Here is a 16,528-nt window from a genome sequence, read left to right on the forward strand (position 1 = left end):
TTCCGGAGTACCGAATGGTCGAGACCATCCGCCACGACAAGACCGCACGCCAGTTGCGCCTGCTCTCCGACGCGCTCGACAGCGGTCGGCTGGGGCCCGTGCGCCGGCTGGTCAATACCTTGTCGCCCGCGGAGATCGGCAACCTGCTGGAATCGCTGCCGCCCGGCAAGCGCGAAGTGGTGTGGGGCCTGGTCGATCCCGAGGACGACGGCGAAGTGCTGGTGCACGTCGGCGACGAGGTGCGCGAAAGCCTGCTGGCGGACATGGACACCGACGAAATCGTCGCCGCGGTCGAGGACCTCGACATCGACGATCTCGCGGACCTGGTCGAAGACCTGCCCGACACCGTCATCGACGAAGTCCTCAAGTCGATGGACCGCGAGAACCGCGAGCGCCTGGAGCAGGTGCTGTCGTATGCGGAGGACACCGCCGGCCGCCTGATGAACCCGGACGTGGTCACCGTGCGCGCCGACGTCAACGTCGACGTGGTGCTGCGCTACCTGCGCCTGCGCGGCGAACTGCCCGACCACACCGACCACCTGTACGTGGTCAGCCGTCGCCACCAGTACCTGGGCCGCGTGCCGCTGGCCGCGCTGGTCACGCACGAGGACACCACCCCCATCAACCGGCTGATCGACGACGAGCAGCCGGCCATTGATGTGGGCGAGAGCGCGCAGGAAGTGGCGCGTCAGTTCTCCGACCACGACTGGGTGTCCGCGCCCGTCGTGGACGACAACAACATCCTGCTCGGCCGCATCACCATCGATGACGTGGTCGACATCATCCGCGAGCAGGCCGAGCACCAGGCGCTGGGCGCCGCCGGCCTGGACGAGGACGAGGACCTGTTCTCGCCGGTCAAGCGCGCCGTGCGCGGCCGCGTGGTGTGGCTGGGCATCAATCTGTTCACTGCGTTCATGGCAGCGACGGTGATCAAGCAATTCGACGCCACGCTGGAGAAGATCGTCGCGCTGGCCGTTCTGATGCCGATCGTCGCGGGCATCGGTGGCAACGCCGCCGTACAGGTGCTGACGCTGATGGTGCGCGGCCTGGCGCTGGGCCAGGTGGGTTCCAGCAATGCGCGGATCCTGTTGTGGAAGGAAATCCGCGTCGCCCTCATCAACGGGCTGCTGATCGGCGGCATCGTCGGCGTGATCGCCTTCGCGTGGTTCCGCAGTCCGCTGCTGTCGCTGGTCATCGCATTGGCACTGATCATCAATTTCTGTGCCGCCGCCACCGCCGGCGTGCTGCTGCCTCTGCTGCTGAAGCGCATGAACATCGACCCGGCCGTCGCCGGCACGGTGGTGGTCACCGCCGTGACCGACGTGATGGGCTTCTTCTGCTTCCTGGGCCTGGCCACGCTGATTCTGCTGCACTGAGGCCTCGCCCCCGATGGAACGGCTCGGCAAAGTCAGCGAATGGAACGACGACCGGGGCTTCGGCTTCATCGCGCCACTCGATGGCGAACCGGCACGCGTGTTCTTCCACGTACGCGACTACCGGCTCGACGGCCGCCGTCCCGAGAGCGGCGAACTCGTGAAGTTCACCGCGCAGCGACAACCCGATGGCAAGTGGCGCGCCCAAGCGGTCCGTCGGACGGTATCCGCCACGCGACCTGCAACACCCCCGGCACCCGCACGGACGGCTTCGCCGCGACCCGAGTCGTGGCTAACCGGCGCAGTCGCCACCGCAGCCTATGCCTTGCTGGTGGCCTGGGCCATCGGCAACGACCGCCTTCCGTTCGAGGCGGTGTTCATACCGCTGGCGATGTCCGCCATCACTTTCGTCGCGTACGCCCTCGACAAGCACGCGGCGCAGACCGGCCGCTGGCGCACACCCGAATCGACCCTGCATCTGCTGGAACTCGCCGGTGGCTGGCCGGGCGCGTGGATCGCGCAGCAGATGCTGCGGCACAAGTCGCGCAAGCCAGGCTATCGCGTCGCCTTCTGGACGATGGTGGCCCTGCACGGCGGCGCGCTGGTCGCATGGTGCTGGATGAGGTCGTGATGGCGAAGCGATGTGCCGCTTCGGTCTACGCCGCCCGGCCAATCTGAGCCTGCTGCCCCGGGCGATCACCGCACGGGGGGGCTTTCCTACACGCCGCCGCGATGTGCACCGATGCCCACCTTCGTGCGGGCTGGCGACGCTGTCGCTCCCCCGTCCTGTTGGCCGCGCCATGCGCCTGATCCTCACCGCCTTGCTGTGTCTGCTGATCTGGCCCGTCCTGTCGGCACCACCAACCGATCCGATGCTGGCGACGCCATACCGCGATGGCGTGCCGGTCGGCGCCTTCCTGGTCAGCGAGAAGCTGGACGGCGTGCGTGCGCGCTGGGATGGACGGGCACTGTGGACGCGTGGCGGCGCGCGGATCGTGGCACCGGCCACGTTCACTCGCGGCTGGTCTGCCGAACCCATGGACGGCGAGCTGTGGATCGCACGCGGCCGCTTTGACGACATCAGCGCCCTCGTCCGCCGCGTGGGAACCGATGCGCAGGCATGGCGTGATGTGCGCTTCATGGTCTTCGACCTGCCCACCCACCCTGGGCCGTTCGCGGAACGCGTCGTTCGCATGCGCAGCCTGGTGTCGACGGCACGCAGCGCGCATCTGGCAATGATCCCGCAGCAACGCCTCGACACCCGGGCCGAACTGGACGCAGAACTGGCCCGCGTGGTCGCCGGCGGCGGCGAGGGTCTGATGCTGCATCGGCGCGACGCGCGCTATCGCGCCGGACGCAGTGAAGACCTGCTCAAGTACAAACCCCATGAGGACGCCGAGGCACAAGTCGTCGCGCATCTGCCGGGCAAAGGCAAATACGCCGGGATGATGGGCGCGCTGCAGGTGCGCACGCCCGACGGGCGCCACTTCCGCATCGGCACCGGCTTCACCGATGCCCAGCGGGCCAGGCCTCCGCCGGTGGGCGCGTGGCTGACCTATCGCTACAACGGTCTGACCTCGACCGGACTGCCGCGCTTCGCCCGCTTCATGCGGATGCGGGACGACATGCCGCCAGCCGATCCGAAACGGTGACGCAGTCCGGTCGATCGGGCGCCCCGTTTCCCCATCGGGTTATGCTGCCGCCCGGTCCCCTTCGATTGCGACTGCCATGCGCTCTCTTGCCACCGCCTGCCTGGGCTTGCTGCTGATCCTCATGACGTCCTGTACCACGACACCCCCCATGAACCCGACCGGCGAATTCGTCTCGCGCGAGGTCGCACTCGAAGGAAAGACCTACCGCTACCAGGTGTTCGTACCTGCGGCGCGCTTCCGCCGCGGCAAGCCGCCCGTGGTGCTGTTCCTCAACGGCTCCGGCGAGCGCGGCAGCGATGGCGTGAAGCAGACGATGGCGGGGCTGGGACCGTACCTGCGCCAGCATGCCGATACGTTCCCGGGCCTGGTGGTCTTCCCGCAGGCGCCGGATGACACGGAGTGGACCGAGGCAGCCGGCCCCCTTGCATTCGCGACGCTGGACGCGGCCGTGCGCGAGTTCAATGGCGATTCCGATCGCGTGTACCTGACGGGCATGTCGATGGGGGGCTACGGTACGTGGGAACTGGCATTGCAACAGCCGGCCCGGTTCGCCGCCCTGGTCCCGATCTGCGGAGGAATCACCGTCGACTGGACCGATGCGCGGCCGGGCCTGCGTGCGCACAGCGTTGCCAACGCCGCAGACCCGTTTGCCGCCGCCGCACAGCGCCTGAAAGACATCCCTGTGTGGATTTTCCACGGCGGCAAGGACGACGTGGTGCCCCCGTCGCAATCGCGCCGCATGGACGCCGCGCTGAAGGCCGCCGACGCACGCGACGCGCGCTACACCGAATTCCCGGACGCCAACCACAACAGCTGGGACGCCACCTACGCGTACACCCCGATGTGGGAATGGCTGTTCGAACAACGCCGCGGACGTTGAGCCGTGGCCGAGCTCGTTCCCGACTACTTCGCCGCGGGCTGGCGTGAGCGTGAACTGCCGTGTCCGTGCGGCTGGCAAGGCGACAGCCGTGCGATGGCCATGGAGTTGCACGATGCGGTCACCGACTACGCCTGCGCGCAATGCGGCAACCTGCTGCTGATCGTCTCGCATCCCAGCCTGGAGCAGGTCCGCCGCGCCGCCGAGGCCGGCCATGCCGAGGCCGTCGCCCAGTTGGCCATCATCGAAGAAGCCCTCACCCGCTTCCCCCGGGACGCGGGCTGATCGGCGCGCCTGCGCGCGCGCAGGGTCACGATTTCCGCCTCCACGTGCCCGCCCCTGGTCGCCCCGCCCTCAATCAATGCTCTCCGCGGCCGATAACCCGGCATCCCGGACGCCTGACGGGTGCCTGCCCGTGGCCGTGCGAGTGACCTGCAATGACTGACATGGCCGACGACAACTCCGGTTTTCCTGGTGGCCTGCGCCGGCTCTGGTCGCGGCGGCGGGACGCCGCGCCGTCGTCGTCGCGGGAACTGGCCCCGGCGGCCAGCGCCGGGCCCCGCACCAGCATCAGCGCGCAACAATTGCAGGCCCTGTTCGCACATGCCGAAGAGCCGGCCGCCCTGTTGTCCGCCTTCGCCGACGGCGTCGCAGGCCTGCCGGGGGAACTGCATGGCATGGGCGAGCGCCTGCAGTCCGCGCACGCCGATGCCGACTGGCCCCGCTACGGCCGCGCACTGCGGCAACTGGTCGACAAGTACATCCGCACGATCCAGGACGAGCCGCTGGCCGGCGAGGCCGAGCAACTGCGCGACCTGCTGCAGCACCTGCTCGTTGCCGGCATGGAGCACCTGCTGCGCGACGACGCGTTGCTGTTGCCGCAAGCGCACGCGCTGGCCGACCGCGTCCGCCAGTGGCAACCTGCCCAGCCGTTGGATGGGCTGGGCAGTGACCTGCGGGAACTTTGCCAGCAGGTCGGCCTGCGCACGCACGAGGTCAACGACGCGCAGGAACTGATGCGCAGCCTGTTCGACCTGCTGCTGGAGAACGTCGGCGAACTGATCGAGGACGGCAGCTGGCTGCAGGACCAGATCGGTGCGGTGCGCCAGCTGCTGTCCGGCCCGCTGGACCGCACCGCGCTGGAGCAGACCCGCGCCGGGCTGCGCGAAGTGATCTACAAGCAGGGCCTGCTGAAGCAGGGACTGGCCGAGTCCAAGGCGTCGATGAAGGAGATGATGGTGACCTTCGTCGAGCGGCTGGACGGCATGGCGTGCAGCACCGGCGAATACCACGACCGCATCAGCTTCCATGCGCAGGCCATCCGCGACAGCCGCAGCATCGCCGAACTGGGCAAGCGGATGGAGGACATCCTGGCGGACACGGCACAGGTGCAGGCGCAGGCGCTGCGCGCGCGCGACAGCCTGCTGGAGGCGCGGCGCGACGTGGAGGAGGCCGAGCGCCGCGCGGCGGATCTCGAACAGGAACTGCAATCGGTCTCGGCGCTGGTGCGCGTGGACCAGCTGACCGAAGCACTGAACCGGCGCGGCTTCGACGAACTGTTCAAACGCGAATCCGTGCGCGCGCTGCGCAGCGGGCAGACGCTGAGCCTGGCACTGCTGGACCTGGACGATTTCCGCCACATCAATGCCGCGCACGGCCACCTGGGTGGCGATGCCGCCTTGTGCCACGTGGTAACCCTGGCGCGCGCCACCCTGCGTGCCAGCGATGCCGTCGCACGTTTCGGTGGCGAAGAGTTCGTGCTGCTGCTGCCCGACACCAGCTTCCTGGAAGCGATGGGCACGCTGGAGCGCCTGCGTGCCCGCCTCGCGCACAAGCCGCTGATCTACGAGGGCCGCGGCATCATGCCGACGTTCAGTGCCGGCGTGGCGCGCTGGGTACCGGGCGAATCGCAGGACGAACTGCTCGCCCGCGCGGACCGCGCCATGTACCAGGCCAAGCAGGCGGGCAAGAACCAGGTGGTCGCGGCACCGGAGTAAGCCGCCCCGCGTAGGAGGCCCTTCAGGGCCGACCGGAACCCGTCGGCCCTGAAGGGCCTCCTACGGGCGAGGGTGCCGCCCTCACCCCAGCAACATCTCCAGCACCGCCATGCGGATGGCGACACCGTTGCTGACCTGGCGCAGCACCAGCGACTGCGGGCCGTCGGCGACCTCGTCGGTGATCTCCACGCCACGGTTGATCGGGCCCGGATGCAGCACCACGGCATCCTTGGCGGCACGCGCCAGGCGCGCGGTGGTCAGCCCGTACTCGCGGTGGTAATCCTCCAGCGATGCGACAAGGCCTTCTTCCATGCGCTCGCGTTGCAGGCGCAGCATCATCACCACGTCCACGCCTTCGAGCATGGCGTCGAAATCCTGTCCCGTCCGGCAACCCGCCAGGGTGCCATCGTCGGGCAGCAGCGATTGCGGTCCGCAGACGCGGATCTCGCCCGCGCCGAGCGTATGCAGTGCATGCAGGTCGGAACGCGCCACGCGCGAATGCTTCACGTCGCCGACCATTAGCACCTTCAGGCGCGAGAAATCGGCACCCTTGGCCTGGCGGATCGTCAGCACGTCCAGCAACCCCTGGGTGGGGTGCGCGCTGCGGCCGTCGCCCGCGTTGATCAACGCAGTGCCCTCGCCCGCCTCGGCGGCCAGCGCCGCGACCGCGCCGTCGTCGGCATGACGGACGATGAATCCGCGCACGCCCATCGCCTCGAGGTTGCGCAGGGTATCGCGCGCGGTTTCGCCCTTGCGCGTGGACGAGGTGGAGGCATCGAAGTTCAGCACGTCCGCACCCAGCCGCTGCGCGGCGATGTGGAATGAGCTGCGCGTGCGCGTGGACGGTTCGAAGAACAGCGTGCAGACCGTGGTGCCGTCCAGGACCTTTCGCCGCGGCGTGCGACCGAGCGCGGCATCGCGGATCTGGCCGGCACGGTCGATCAGGCGGCAGAGAGTCTCGCGGGGCAGGCCCTCGAGGGTCAGCAGGTGACGCAGGCGTCCATCCGGATCAAGTTGGGAAGTCATGGAGTTTCGTCAGGGAAGAATCAGGTCAACTGGGTCGCGTCCTGGGGAGCGGCCAGCCAGCGTTCGATGATCACGGCCGCCGCGACGGCGTCCAGCGCCACCGCGTCGCGGCGGCGCTTGCGGCCCTCGGCACGGTCCAGTGCGAAGCGTTGCGAGGCTTCGACGGAGCTGGTGCGCTCGTCCACCAGCACCACCGGCAGGTTGTAGCGCGCGCGCAGTTCGCGGGCGAAGGCGTGCGCGCGCTTGCGGATGGGCTGGTCGCCGCCGTCCAGCGTCATCGGGTCGCCGACCACCAGGCCGTCGGGCTTCCACTCCGCATGCAGCTTGTCGATCGCCGGCCAGTCCGGCCCGTGGCCATGCACGTCGATCACCGCCAGCGCACGCGCGCCGGTGCCGAACGCGCTGCCGACCGCCACGCCGATGCGGCGGGCGCCCACGTCGAATCCCAGTACGGTGCCATCCAGCTTCATGCCATCTGCCTCCGTTCGATCACGCGTGCGCCATCCTGCACCGGTCGCTGTGGAGACAACGTCTGCGGGCGCAGGCAGAGGCTCATGCGTGGCCGCTGTAGTCCGTCAGGCGCGTCATGTCCACGCCGATCCGCTGGCCTGCCGCCTGCCAACGCCGCTCCAGCGGCAGCGCGAACAGCAGTTCGGCATCGGCGGGCGCCGTCAGCCAGCTGTTCTCGCCCAGTTCGTATTCCAGCTGGCCTGCTCCCCAGCCCGCACAGCCCAGCGCCATGACGGCGTTTGCCGGACCCTCGCCTACCGCCATCGCTTCCAGGATGTCGCGCGAGGTGGTCAGGTACAGGCCGTCCGCGACTTCCAGCGTGGACTCCCACGCGCGCGCGTCGTCATGCAGCACGAAGCCGCGCTCCGGATGCACCGGCCCGCCCGCCAGCACCACCTGGTCGTCCAGGCGCGGGTTGTGGGAAGCGAGGTTCATCTGCCGCAGCACTTCGCCCAGCGTGTACTCCGACGGGCGATTGACGACCACACCCATGGCGCCTTCGTCGTCGTGCTGGCAGATCAGCGTGACGCTGCGCGCGAAATTGGGATCGGCCAGCGCCGGCAAGGCGATCAGCAGCTGGTTGGCCAGGGGCGTGGCGGCATCGTGCATGGGCGTCATTCTAGCCCGGACCCGCGCGGGCGGTTCCTGTCCGCAACACGGCCTAGAATCGGGAATCCCCTTCCTGGCCGATCTTCCATGTCCGGTTATTGCGATATTGCCCCCGGCCACCCGCTGCACGGGCCCTACCACGACCGCGAGTACGGGTTCCCGCAACGCGAGGAAGCGGTCCTGTTCGAGCGCCTGCTGCTGGAAATCAACCAGGCCGGCCTGAGCTGGGAGACGATGCTGAGGAAGCGCGAGGGTTTCCGCGCCGCCTATGGCGGCTTCGACGTGGACACGGTGGCCCTCTATGGCGAGAAGGACCGTGCCCGGCTGATGGCGGACGCCGGCATCATCCGCAACCGCTTGAAGATCGACGCCGCGATCCACAACGCGCAGGTCGTCCAGCGGCTGCGCGCCAGCCATGGCGGCTTCGCGGCATGGCTGGATGCCCACCATCCCCTGCCGAAGGCGGACTGGATCAGGCTCTTCAAGAAGACTTTCCGCTTCACTGGCGGCGAGATCACCGGCGAATTCCTGATGAGCCTGGGCTACCTGCCCGGCGCGCACCGCGAGGATTGCCCCGCGTTCCGCCGTGCCGCCAAACACCGGCCACCGTGGATGACGGCCACCGGGCATTGATCCCACGCAACACGTGCGTGCCACCAAGGTCGTATCCTGCGGCGCAACACCCCACCGCGATAATCCGTGTTTCGCTCACTGGACGCCCAGCCCGATGCCACAGGAAGACCGTATCCGCCACGCCGGCCTGCGCGACCGCGTGGTCAGCGCCGAACAGGCGGCCGCCCTGATAAAGCCCGGCGAGACGGTCGCCATGAGCGGCTTCACGGGCTCCGGCTACCCCAAGGCGGTGCCGCTGGCGCTGGCCGCGCAGATCGAGCAGGCCCATGCGGACGGACTGCCGTTCCAGATCAAGCTGATGACCGGCGCCTCGACTGCGCCAGAACTCGACGGGGCCCTCGCCAAGGCCGACGCCATCGCCCTGCGCATGCCGTTCCAGAGCGACCCGGACGCACGCAAGCGGATCAACGACGGCACGCTGGACTACATCGACATCCACCTGAGCCATGTCGCCCAGCATGTGTGGTTCGGCTTCTACGGTCCCATCGACACGGCGGTGATCGAGGTCTCGGCGATCCGCGAGGACGGCACGCTGGTGCCATCGACCTCGGTCGGCAACAACAAGACCTGGCTGGACCTGGCGAAGAAAGTGATCATCGAGGTCAACGACTGGCAGCCTGCCGGTGTCGACGGCATGCACGACATCTACTACGGCACGGCCCTGCCGCCGCACCGCAAGCCGATCCCGCTGGAACACGTGCAGGACCGCATCGGTGAGACCGCCCTGCGCTGCGACCCGGACAGGATCGTCGCCGTCGTGCGTACGCACGGACCCGACCGCAACAGTCCGTTCACGCCCATCGACGCCACCAGCGAGCGCATCGCCGGACACCTGATCGACTTCCTCAAGCACGAGGTCGCGCTCGGCCGCCTGCCGCCGAACCTGCTGCCGCTGCAGTCCGGCGTGGGCAACATTCCCAATGCCGTGCTGGCGGGGCTGGCGAAGAGCGGCTTCCGCGGCCTGACCGCGTTCACCGAGGTGATCCAGGACGGCATGCTCGACCTGCTGCGCGAAGGCGTGCTGGACGTCGCGTCATGCACCGGTTTCGCGCTGAGCCCGGAAGCCAACGAAGCGTTCAAGCGCGACATCGCGTTCTACCGCGAGCGCATCATCATGCGCACGCAGGAGATGTCCAACCATCCCGAGCTGGTGCGGCGGCTGGGCTGCATCGGCATGAACGGCATGATCGAGGCCGACCTGTACGGCAACGTCAACTCCACCCACGTGATGGGCAGCCGCATCCAGAACGGCATCGGCGGCTCGGGCGATTTCGCCCGCAACGGGTTCATGTCGGTCTTTCTCAGCCCGAGCACCGCCAAGGGCGGCAGCATCTCCGCGCTGGTGCCCATGGTCAGCCACGTGGACCACACCGAGCACGACGTTTCGGTGATCGTCACCGAACAGGGCCTCGCCGACCTGCGCGGCCTCACGCCCAAGCAACGCGCCCGCCTGCTGATCGCCAACTGCGCACACCCCGACTACCGCGACGCGCTGCAGGACTACTTCGACCGCGCCCTGCATCACAGCTATGGCAAGCACACCCCGCACCTGCTGCCGGAAGCGCTGTCGTGGCACCAGCGGTGGTTGGAATCGGGAACGATGAAGGGTTGAAGTCGTTTGTAGGATGGGTTGAGCCGAAGGCGATACCCATCATCGCTGGATCATCAGCGCCTTGATGACGGGTATCGCCTTCGGCTCAACCCATCCTACCTGTCTCGTCAGGCACTACGCTCCACCAGCCGCTGCCGCTTCATCACCGCCAGCACCCGCAGCGCACGCGCCATGAACATCCCGCTGAAAAGTCCGTACGTACCGGCGACCACAACGACCGCGGTTGTCGTCCCGAGCACGCCCGGCTTCATGGCATGGACCACCGCCACCGCGTACTTGAAGAAGAAGATGCCCATCATCAACGCCAGGGGCACCCAGCTGCCGGCGACGGTGAACCGCCGGGTCTCGGCATCGTAGGACGCGCGGTGCGAAGGCACCCGCACCAGGGCGATGGCCACCACGGCGCCCCAGCCGCAGGCCCACGCCGCCAGCGCCGTGACGTGGGCATCGAAGGTCGACCAGACCGAGTACAGCGACCAGGCCAACATGGCGAGCGGCAGCACGATGAGGCGGCCGCGCGATACCCGGCGCGCCCTGCTCTGCAGATAACCCAGGTAGACCAGGCCGAAGAACAGGGCGAAGACCCAGAGGGGCGTGTGGGTGAGGATCTGCGTCATGGGGCTAGGGTCCTGGAGGCGCCGACACCGTGTCGGTTCACGCACATCTTCGGAGCTGCCCACCCTTCCGTGAGGTGCCGGAAGTCAACACTTTCAGGTGCCGGAGGTCGTTGATCGCAGGCGACCGCCCACGAAAAAGGGGCGGTCGCCCGCCCCTTCCGTTTGACGTGTACTGCGCGGAATCAGCGGACTTCCGCAATCTCCACGCCGTCCAGCCCCTGCGCCAGCGTGCGGGCATCGCCGCCCTGGGCCAGCTTGATGCGCAGGCGCACTTCGTTCTGCGAATCGGCGAAGCGCAGCGCGTCCTCGTAGCTGATCTCGCCGGCCTGGTACAACTCGAACAGGGCCTGGTCGAAGGTCTTCATGCCGAGGTTGGTGGATTCCTTCATCACTTCCTTCAGCTTGTGCACCTCGCCTTCGCGGATGTAGTCCTGCACCAGCGGCGTGCCGAGCAGGATCTCCATCGCCACGCGGCGCGCCTTGCCGTCCGGCGTGGGGATCAGCTGCTGCGCCACCACGCCCTTGAGGTTCAGCGACAGGTCCATGAGCAGCTGGGTGCGGCGGTCTTCCGGGAAGAAGTTGATGATGCGGTCCATCGCCTGGTTGGCGTTGTTGGCGTGCAGCGTGCACAGCACCAGGTGGCCGGTTTCGGCGAACGCGATGGCGTGGTCCATGCCTTCGCGCGTGCGCACTTCGCCGATCATGATCACGTCGGGCGCCTGGCGCAGGGTGTTCTTCAGCGCCGCGTCCCAGCTGTCGGTGTCGATGCCCACTTCGCGCTGCGTGATGATGCAGCCCTCATGCTTGTGCACGAACTCGATGGGGTCTTCGATGGTGATGATGTGGCCGGTGGAATTCTGGTTGCGGTAGCCGATCATCGCCGCCAGCGAGGTGGACTTGCCGGTACCGGTGGCGCCGACGAAGATGATGATGCCGCGCTTGGTCATGGCCAGCGTCTTGATGACCGGCGGCAGGTTCAGCTCTTCGATGGTCGGGATGCGCGTCTCGATGCGGCGCAGCACCATGCCCACCTGGTTGCGCTGGTAGAAGCAGCTGACACGGAAGCGGCCCACGCCGGCCACGCCGATGGCGAAGTTGCACTCGTGGGTCTTTTCGAACTCCTCGCGCTGCGACGGCGTCATCACGTTCAGCACCAGGTCGCGCGACTGCTGCGATGTCAGCGGCGTCTGCGTGATCGGCGAGATCTTGCCGTTCACCTTGATGGATGGCGGCATGCCGGACGTGATGAACAGGTCCGACGCCTTCTGGTGCGCCATCAGCTTGAGGAACGAGGTGAAATCGATGGTGCTCATGGGTGGCTCCTGGAGGAGCCGTGATTCGTGATTCGTGAGCAGTGACTCGCAGGAACGGACGTCCCGGCCGCGCATTCACTCCATCACTTCATCAGAACCCCGGCTTTTGAAAAATCACGAATCGCGAATCACCCCGCACAAGGCTATTCGAACAGACGCTTGTCCTTCGCGTATTCCTTGGCCTGCTGCCGGGTGATGAGGCTGCGCTTCACCAGGTCCTGCAGATGCTGGTCCAGGGTCATCATTCCGTAGTTCTGGCCGGTCTGGATGGACGAGTACATCTGCGCCACCTTGTCCTCGCGGATCAGGTTGCGGATGGCCGGCGTGCCCACCATGATTTCCCAGGCTGCGGTACGGCCACCGCCGATCTTCTTCAGCAGCGCCTGCGAAATGACCGCACGCAACGATTCGGACAGCATCGAGCGCACCATCGGCTTCTCGCCGGCGGGGAACACGTCGATGATGCGGTCGATGGTCTTGGCCGCCGAACTGGTATGCAGGGTGGCGAACACCAGATGGCCCGTTTCCGCGGCGGTCAGCGCCAGGCGGATGGTTTCCAGATCGCGCAACTCGCCGACCAGGATGTAGTCGGGATCCTCGCGGAGGGCCGAGCGCAGCGCCTCGTTGAAGCCGTGCGTATCGCGATGCACTTCGCGCTGGTTGATCAGGCACTTCTGCGAGGTGTGCACGAACTCGATCGGATCCTCGACGCTGAGGATGTGGCCGTACTCGTTCTTGTTGATGTGGTCGATCATCGCCGCCAGCGTGGTCGACTTGCCCGAGCCGGTCGGGCCGGTGACCAGGATCAAGCCCTGCGGCTGCTGGATCAGCTCGCGGAACAGCGGCGGGCAACCCAGGTCTTCCAGGGTCAGCACTTCCGAGGGAATGGTACGGAATACCGCACCCGCACCGCGGTTCTGGTTGAACGCATTGACGCGGAAGCGTGCCAGCGACGGGATCTCGAACGAGAAGTCGACTTCCAGGAATTCCTCGAAGTCGCGCCGCTGCTTGTCCGACATGATGTCGTAGACCAGCGCATGCACCTGCTTGTGGTCGAGTGCCGGGATGTTGATGCGGCGCACGTCGCCGTCCACGCGGATCATCGGCGGCAGGCCGGCTGACAGGTGGAGGTCCGATGCCTTGTTCTTTACCGAGAACGCCAAGAGTTCGGCGATATCCATGACGCTGCTTCCCCAAGTTGCTGCGAACTGGAACGTTACTTCCCCGAAGGGCAGTATAGCGCCCTTGCCGTTTCCGCCAATGGTTGGATGAACATGCTCGCCGACGCTCTCAGCGAGACCCTGCAACGTCTTGAAAACGCAGCGGATGCCGCCCATCGGCCAGCACCCGATCTGCTGGCCGTGTCCAAGCTGCACCCCGCCGCCGCCGTGGCCGCACTGGCCCGTGCCGGGCAGCGCGCCTTCGGCGAGAACTACGTGCAGGAGGCGCAGGCGAAGATCGGCGAACTGGCCGGCATGGGGCTGGAATGGCATCTCATCGGCCACCTGCAATCGAACAAGGCCGAGATCGCCGCACGCATCTTCGACTGGGTGCAAACGGTAGACCGTCACACATTGATCGGCGCCCTGTCACGCTATCGGCCTGCGGATCGCCCGCCCCTGAATGTGCTCATCCAGGTGAACATCGACGATGAGGCCAGCAAGCACGGCTGCCATCCCGACGAGGTGATGACCCTGGCCGATGCCATCGCCGCGGCACCCGGACTGCGACTGCGCGGACTGATGGCGATTCCCGCCCCGCATCCGGACCCGGCCGCACGCGCGGCGGCATTCAGTCGCATGAAGTCGCTGCAGGATGCGCTGGCGTCGCGGCACCCTGGCATCGACACCCTGTCGATGGGCATGAGCGATGACTTCGCACAAGCCATCGCGCATGGCGCCACGATGGTCCGTATCGGCACCGCACTGTTCGGCGCGCGGCCGGCGCGAACCGCTTGATGCCGCCTTCCACCCCGTCGCTTCCACGAGGCTCCACCTCATGACCCGCTCCAACACTTCCCCTCTGTTGACACATCCGCTTGCCTTCATCGGCGGCGGCAACATGGCGCGCAGCCTGATCGGCGGCTTGGTCAAGCGCGGCGCGGATCCCTCACGCATCCGCGTGGCGGAACCCACAGAACCCCTGCGTGCCGCGCTGGCGGCGGATTTCGGCGTGCAGGTCTTCGGCGAAGCAGGCGAAGCCGCTTACGGTGCCGATACCTGGTTGTTCGCCGTGAAGCCGCAGGTGATGCGCGCGGTATGCGAAGGCCTCGCACCGCTGGCGCAGTCGCAGCGCCCGCTCGCCGTGTCCATCGCGGCCGGCATCACGACCACGCAGATGCAGCGCTGGCTGGGTGGCGGCGTGCCCGTGGTCCGCAGCATGCCCAACACGCCCGCCCTGCTGGGTGCCGGTGTCACCGGGCTGCACGCCAGCAGTGAAGTCGATGCGGCGGGCCGGCAGCGCGCCGAGTTGCTGCTGTCCGCAGCGGGGCCGACGGTGTGGATCGAGGCGGAGGCCACGATGGATGCGGTCACCGGCGTATCGGGAAGCGGGCCGGCCTATGTCTTCCTGCTTGCCGAAGCGATGGAAACGGCGGCGAAGGCGGAAGGCCTGTGCGATGAGGCGGCACGTACGCTGGTACTGCAGACCGTACTGGGCGCGGCGCGCATGCTGACCGAGAGCGGTGAAACCCCGGCCGAGCTGCGCCGCCGCGTCACCTCGCCCAATGGCACCACGCAGGCGGCCATCGAGACCTTCCAGGCGGGCGGCTTCGAAGCGCTGGTGGCGCAGGCCGTGCACGCCGCCACCGTGCGTGGTGGCGAGTTGTCGGCGGCGAACGACTGAGCCTGCATCCGCCTCTTTCCCGACGTCGTACGCTACCCAGGCCCACATTCCCCATGCCCATGAAACGATTCGCCGCCCCGCTCGCCCTGGTCCTGCTGTCCGCCTGCTCCGGCGGCGAGGCCCCGCGCACCGCGGAGTTCGTGCAAGCCACGCCGGCCGAGGCCGACTTCGGTACCCTGCGCGTGCGCTACAACGCGCTGCCAACGCTGGCATTGAGCGAGGCGGTCGCCAGGCAGTACGGCGTGCCACGCGACGCGGGCACGGCGCTGGTGCTGGTCGCGCTGCGCACCGTGGACGGTGCGGAAGAGGTCGATGCGGATGGCAACGTCAGCGTCACCGCGCACGACCTGTCCGGTGCGCGCCAGACCATCACGCTGCGCAAGGTCGACGCCGGCGGCTACGCGGACCATATAGGCACGGCGCGCATCTCGCCGCGCAATTCCTACCGTTTCGAAATCGAGGTGACGGCCGGCGCTCGAACCGAGACGGTGAAGTTCCAGCGGAATTTCTGACGGCCAGCTCGCCCCATGCAGGAGCGACGCAAGTCGCGACCGCACGCCATCCGTGACATCGACCCATGGCAAACGTGAGGATCGCGAACGTCCCGTTCCGTCTCGCGACGTCCAGTCCGCGGTCGCGACCTACGTCGCTCCTACAACGGACACCAGCCTCACGCGCGCCGCACCGCCCACCCCTGCACGATCGCCGCGATCGCCCGCACGCCATCCGTCAGCGCCGCCGGACCCGGCTGCAGGATCAACGGCGACTTGATCTCGTGGAGTTCGCCGTTGCGCACGGCGGGAATGGCATCCCAACCCGGTCGGTGCGCGACCTTGTCGGGGCGGAACTTCTTGCCGCACCACGAGCCGAGGATGATGTCCGGCGCGCGCCGCACGACCTCGCTGCCGTCGGCGAGGATGCGCCGCTTCGCCAGCGGCTCGAGCGCCATCTCGGGAAACACGTCATCGCCACCCGCGATGCCGATCAGTTCCGACACCCAGCGGATGCCGGTGATCTGCGGTTCGTCCCATTCCTCGAAGTAGACCGCCGGTCGGCGCGGCAGGCGCGCCGCCTGCGCACGCACGTCATCCAGCCCGCGCTGCAGCGCATCGGCGTACTCGTTGGCGCGCGCGGCGGCGCCGACCAGTGCGCCGAGCCGCCGGACGTAGTCGACGATGCCGTCCACGCTGCGGTGGTTGCTGATCCAGACCTCCACGCCATGCCGCACGAGTTCGGCGGCGATATCGGCCTGGATGTCGGAGAAACCGATCGCGAGATCCGGCTGCAGCTTCAGGATCTCGCCGATCTTCGCGCTGGTGAACGCGCTGACCTTCGGCTTCTCCTTGCGCGCCTGCGGCGGCCGCACGGTGAACCCGCTGATGCCGACGATGCGGTCCTGCTCGCCCAGCGCATACAGTGTTTCGGTGGGCTCCTCGGTGAGGCAGACGATGCGTTGCGGGCCCAT

18 protein-coding genes are annotated in these 16,528 nt (G+C 67.7%); 11 read left to right on the forward strand and 7 right to left on the reverse strand.

Annotated elements, in window-relative coordinates:
• The first annotated feature begins 14 nt into the window (after positions 1-14).
• The 6 genes from mgtE to ACIPRS_RS04540 all read left to right on the forward strand — a co-directional run bounded on the left by mgtE (position 15) and on the right by ACIPRS_RS04540 (position 5,899).
• On the forward strand, positions 15-1,376 hold the full coding sequence (mgtE, locus tag ACIPRS_RS04515; protein ID WP_446537649.1) for a magnesium transporter: 1,362 nt from the start codon (positions 15-17) through the stop codon (positions 1,374-1,376).
• A 13-nt stretch (positions 1,377-1,389) separates the two neighbouring features.
• Entirely contained in the window at positions 1,390-2,004 is a 615-nt protein-coding gene (locus ACIPRS_RS04520) for a DUF1294 domain-containing protein (RefSeq protein WP_446537650.1), read from the forward strand.
• A 169-nt stretch (positions 2,005-2,173) separates the two neighbouring features.
• The gene (locus ACIPRS_RS04525; RefSeq protein WP_446537651.1) at positions 2,174-3,025 is read left to right on the forward strand and encodes a DNA ligase; all 852 of its coding nucleotides are present in this window, start codon (positions 2,174-2,176) and stop codon (positions 3,023-3,025) included.
• Positions 3,026-3,101: 76 nt separating this feature from the next.
• The gene (locus tag ACIPRS_RS04530; RefSeq protein WP_337730468.1) at positions 3,102-3,905 is read left to right on the forward strand and encodes a carboxylesterase family protein; all 804 of its coding nucleotides are present in this window, start codon (positions 3,102-3,104) and stop codon (positions 3,903-3,905) included.
• Between the two features lie 3 nt (positions 3,906-3,908).
• Positions 3,909-4,187: a hypothetical protein gene (locus ACIPRS_RS04535; RefSeq protein WP_446537652.1), complete on the forward strand. Its 279-nt coding sequence runs from the start codon at positions 3,909-3,911 to the stop codon at positions 4,185-4,187.
• Positions 4,188-4,339: 152 nt separating this feature from the next.
• Positions 4,340-5,899, forward strand: coding sequence for a diguanylate cyclase (locus ACIPRS_RS04540; RefSeq protein WP_446537653.1), 1,560 nt, complete (start codon positions 4,340-4,342; stop codon positions 5,897-5,899).
• Between the two features lie 81 nt (positions 5,900-5,980).
• On the opposite strand, the gene ACIPRS_RS04545 is transcribed toward ACIPRS_RS04540, so the two are convergent.
• The 3 genes from ACIPRS_RS04545 to ACIPRS_RS04555 form a co-directional block, all read right to left on the reverse strand.
• On the reverse strand, positions 5,981-6,925 hold the full coding sequence (locus ACIPRS_RS04545; protein ID WP_337730471.1) for an aspartate carbamoyltransferase catalytic subunit: 945 nt from the start codon (positions 6,923-6,925) through the stop codon (positions 5,981-5,983).
• A gap of 20 nt (positions 6,926-6,945) precedes the next feature.
• Positions 6,946-7,395: a Holliday junction resolvase RuvX gene (gene ruvX, locus ACIPRS_RS04550; protein ID WP_142123588.1), complete on the reverse strand. Its 450-nt coding sequence runs from the start codon at positions 7,393-7,395 to the stop codon at positions 6,946-6,948.
• Positions 7,396-7,477: 82 nt separating this feature from the next.
• Positions 7,478-8,044 carry a YqgE/AlgH family protein gene (locus ACIPRS_RS04555; protein ID WP_192200356.1) on the reverse strand — a complete coding sequence of 189 codons (567 nt, stop codon included), beginning with the start codon at positions 8,042-8,044 and terminating at the stop codon, positions 7,478-7,480.
• A gap of 87 nt (positions 8,045-8,131) precedes the next feature.
• Between ACIPRS_RS04555 and ACIPRS_RS04560 the strand changes: the two genes are divergently transcribed.
• On the forward strand, positions 8,132-8,677 hold the full coding sequence (locus ACIPRS_RS04560) for a DNA-3-methyladenine glycosylase I (RefSeq protein WP_337730473.1): 546 nt from the start codon (positions 8,132-8,134) through the stop codon (positions 8,675-8,677).
• Between the two features lie 94 nt (positions 8,678-8,771).
• Complete coding sequence (locus tag ACIPRS_RS04565; protein WP_446537654.1) at positions 8,772-10,289, forward strand: acetyl-CoA hydrolase/transferase family protein; 1,518 nt, start codon at positions 8,772-8,774, stop codon at positions 10,287-10,289.
• Between the two features lie 107 nt (positions 10,290-10,396).
• Here the strand turns inward: ACIPRS_RS04565 and ACIPRS_RS04570 are convergent, their stop codons facing one another.
• From ACIPRS_RS04570 to ACIPRS_RS04580, 3 genes are all read right to left on the reverse strand, one after another.
• Positions 10,397-10,969 carry a DUF6622 family protein gene (locus ACIPRS_RS04570; protein WP_446537655.1) on the reverse strand — a complete coding sequence of 191 codons (573 nt, stop codon included), beginning with the start codon at positions 10,967-10,969 and terminating at the stop codon, positions 10,397-10,399.
• Positions 10,970-11,088: 119 nt separating this feature from the next.
• Positions 11,089-12,219 carry a PilT/PilU family type 4a pilus ATPase gene (locus tag ACIPRS_RS04575; RefSeq protein ID WP_142123584.1) on the reverse strand — a complete coding sequence of 377 codons (1,131 nt, stop codon included), beginning with the start codon at positions 12,217-12,219 and terminating at the stop codon, positions 11,089-11,091.
• 143 nt (positions 12,220-12,362) lie between these two features.
• On the reverse strand, positions 12,363-13,400 hold the full coding sequence (locus tag ACIPRS_RS04580; protein WP_192200351.1) for a type IV pilus twitching motility protein PilT: 1,038 nt from the start codon (positions 13,398-13,400) through the stop codon (positions 12,363-12,365).
• A 93-nt stretch (positions 13,401-13,493) separates the two neighbouring features.
• Between ACIPRS_RS04580 and ACIPRS_RS04585 the strand changes: the two genes are divergently transcribed.
• From ACIPRS_RS04585 to ACIPRS_RS04595, 3 genes are read left to right on the forward strand one after another with little or no spacing between them, the layout of a single operon-like run.
• A complete protein-coding gene (locus ACIPRS_RS04585; RefSeq protein WP_446537656.1) occupies positions 13,494-14,177 on the forward strand; it encodes a YggS family pyridoxal phosphate-dependent enzyme in 684 nt (227 codons plus the stop codon).
• Between the two features lie 40 nt (positions 14,178-14,217).
• The gene (proC, locus tag ACIPRS_RS04590; protein WP_446537657.1) at positions 14,218-15,063 is read left to right on the forward strand and encodes a pyrroline-5-carboxylate reductase; all 846 of its coding nucleotides are present in this window, start codon (positions 14,218-14,220) and stop codon (positions 15,061-15,063) included.
• Between the two features lie 59 nt (positions 15,064-15,122).
• Positions 15,123-15,575 carry a DUF4426 domain-containing protein gene (locus ACIPRS_RS04595; RefSeq protein WP_446537658.1) on the forward strand — a complete coding sequence of 151 codons (453 nt, stop codon included), beginning with the start codon at positions 15,123-15,125 and terminating at the stop codon, positions 15,573-15,575.
• Positions 15,576-15,733: 158 nt separating this feature from the next.
• Here the strand turns inward: ACIPRS_RS04595 and ACIPRS_RS04600 are convergent, their stop codons facing one another.
• Positions 15,734-16,528 carry a cobalamin-binding protein gene (locus ACIPRS_RS04600; RefSeq protein ID WP_446537659.1) on the reverse strand — a complete coding sequence of 265 codons (795 nt, stop codon included), beginning with the start codon at positions 16,526-16,528 and terminating at the stop codon, positions 15,734-15,736.

The sequence above is a fragment of the Pseudoxanthomonas sp. LARHCG66 genome (assembly GCF_052871755.1).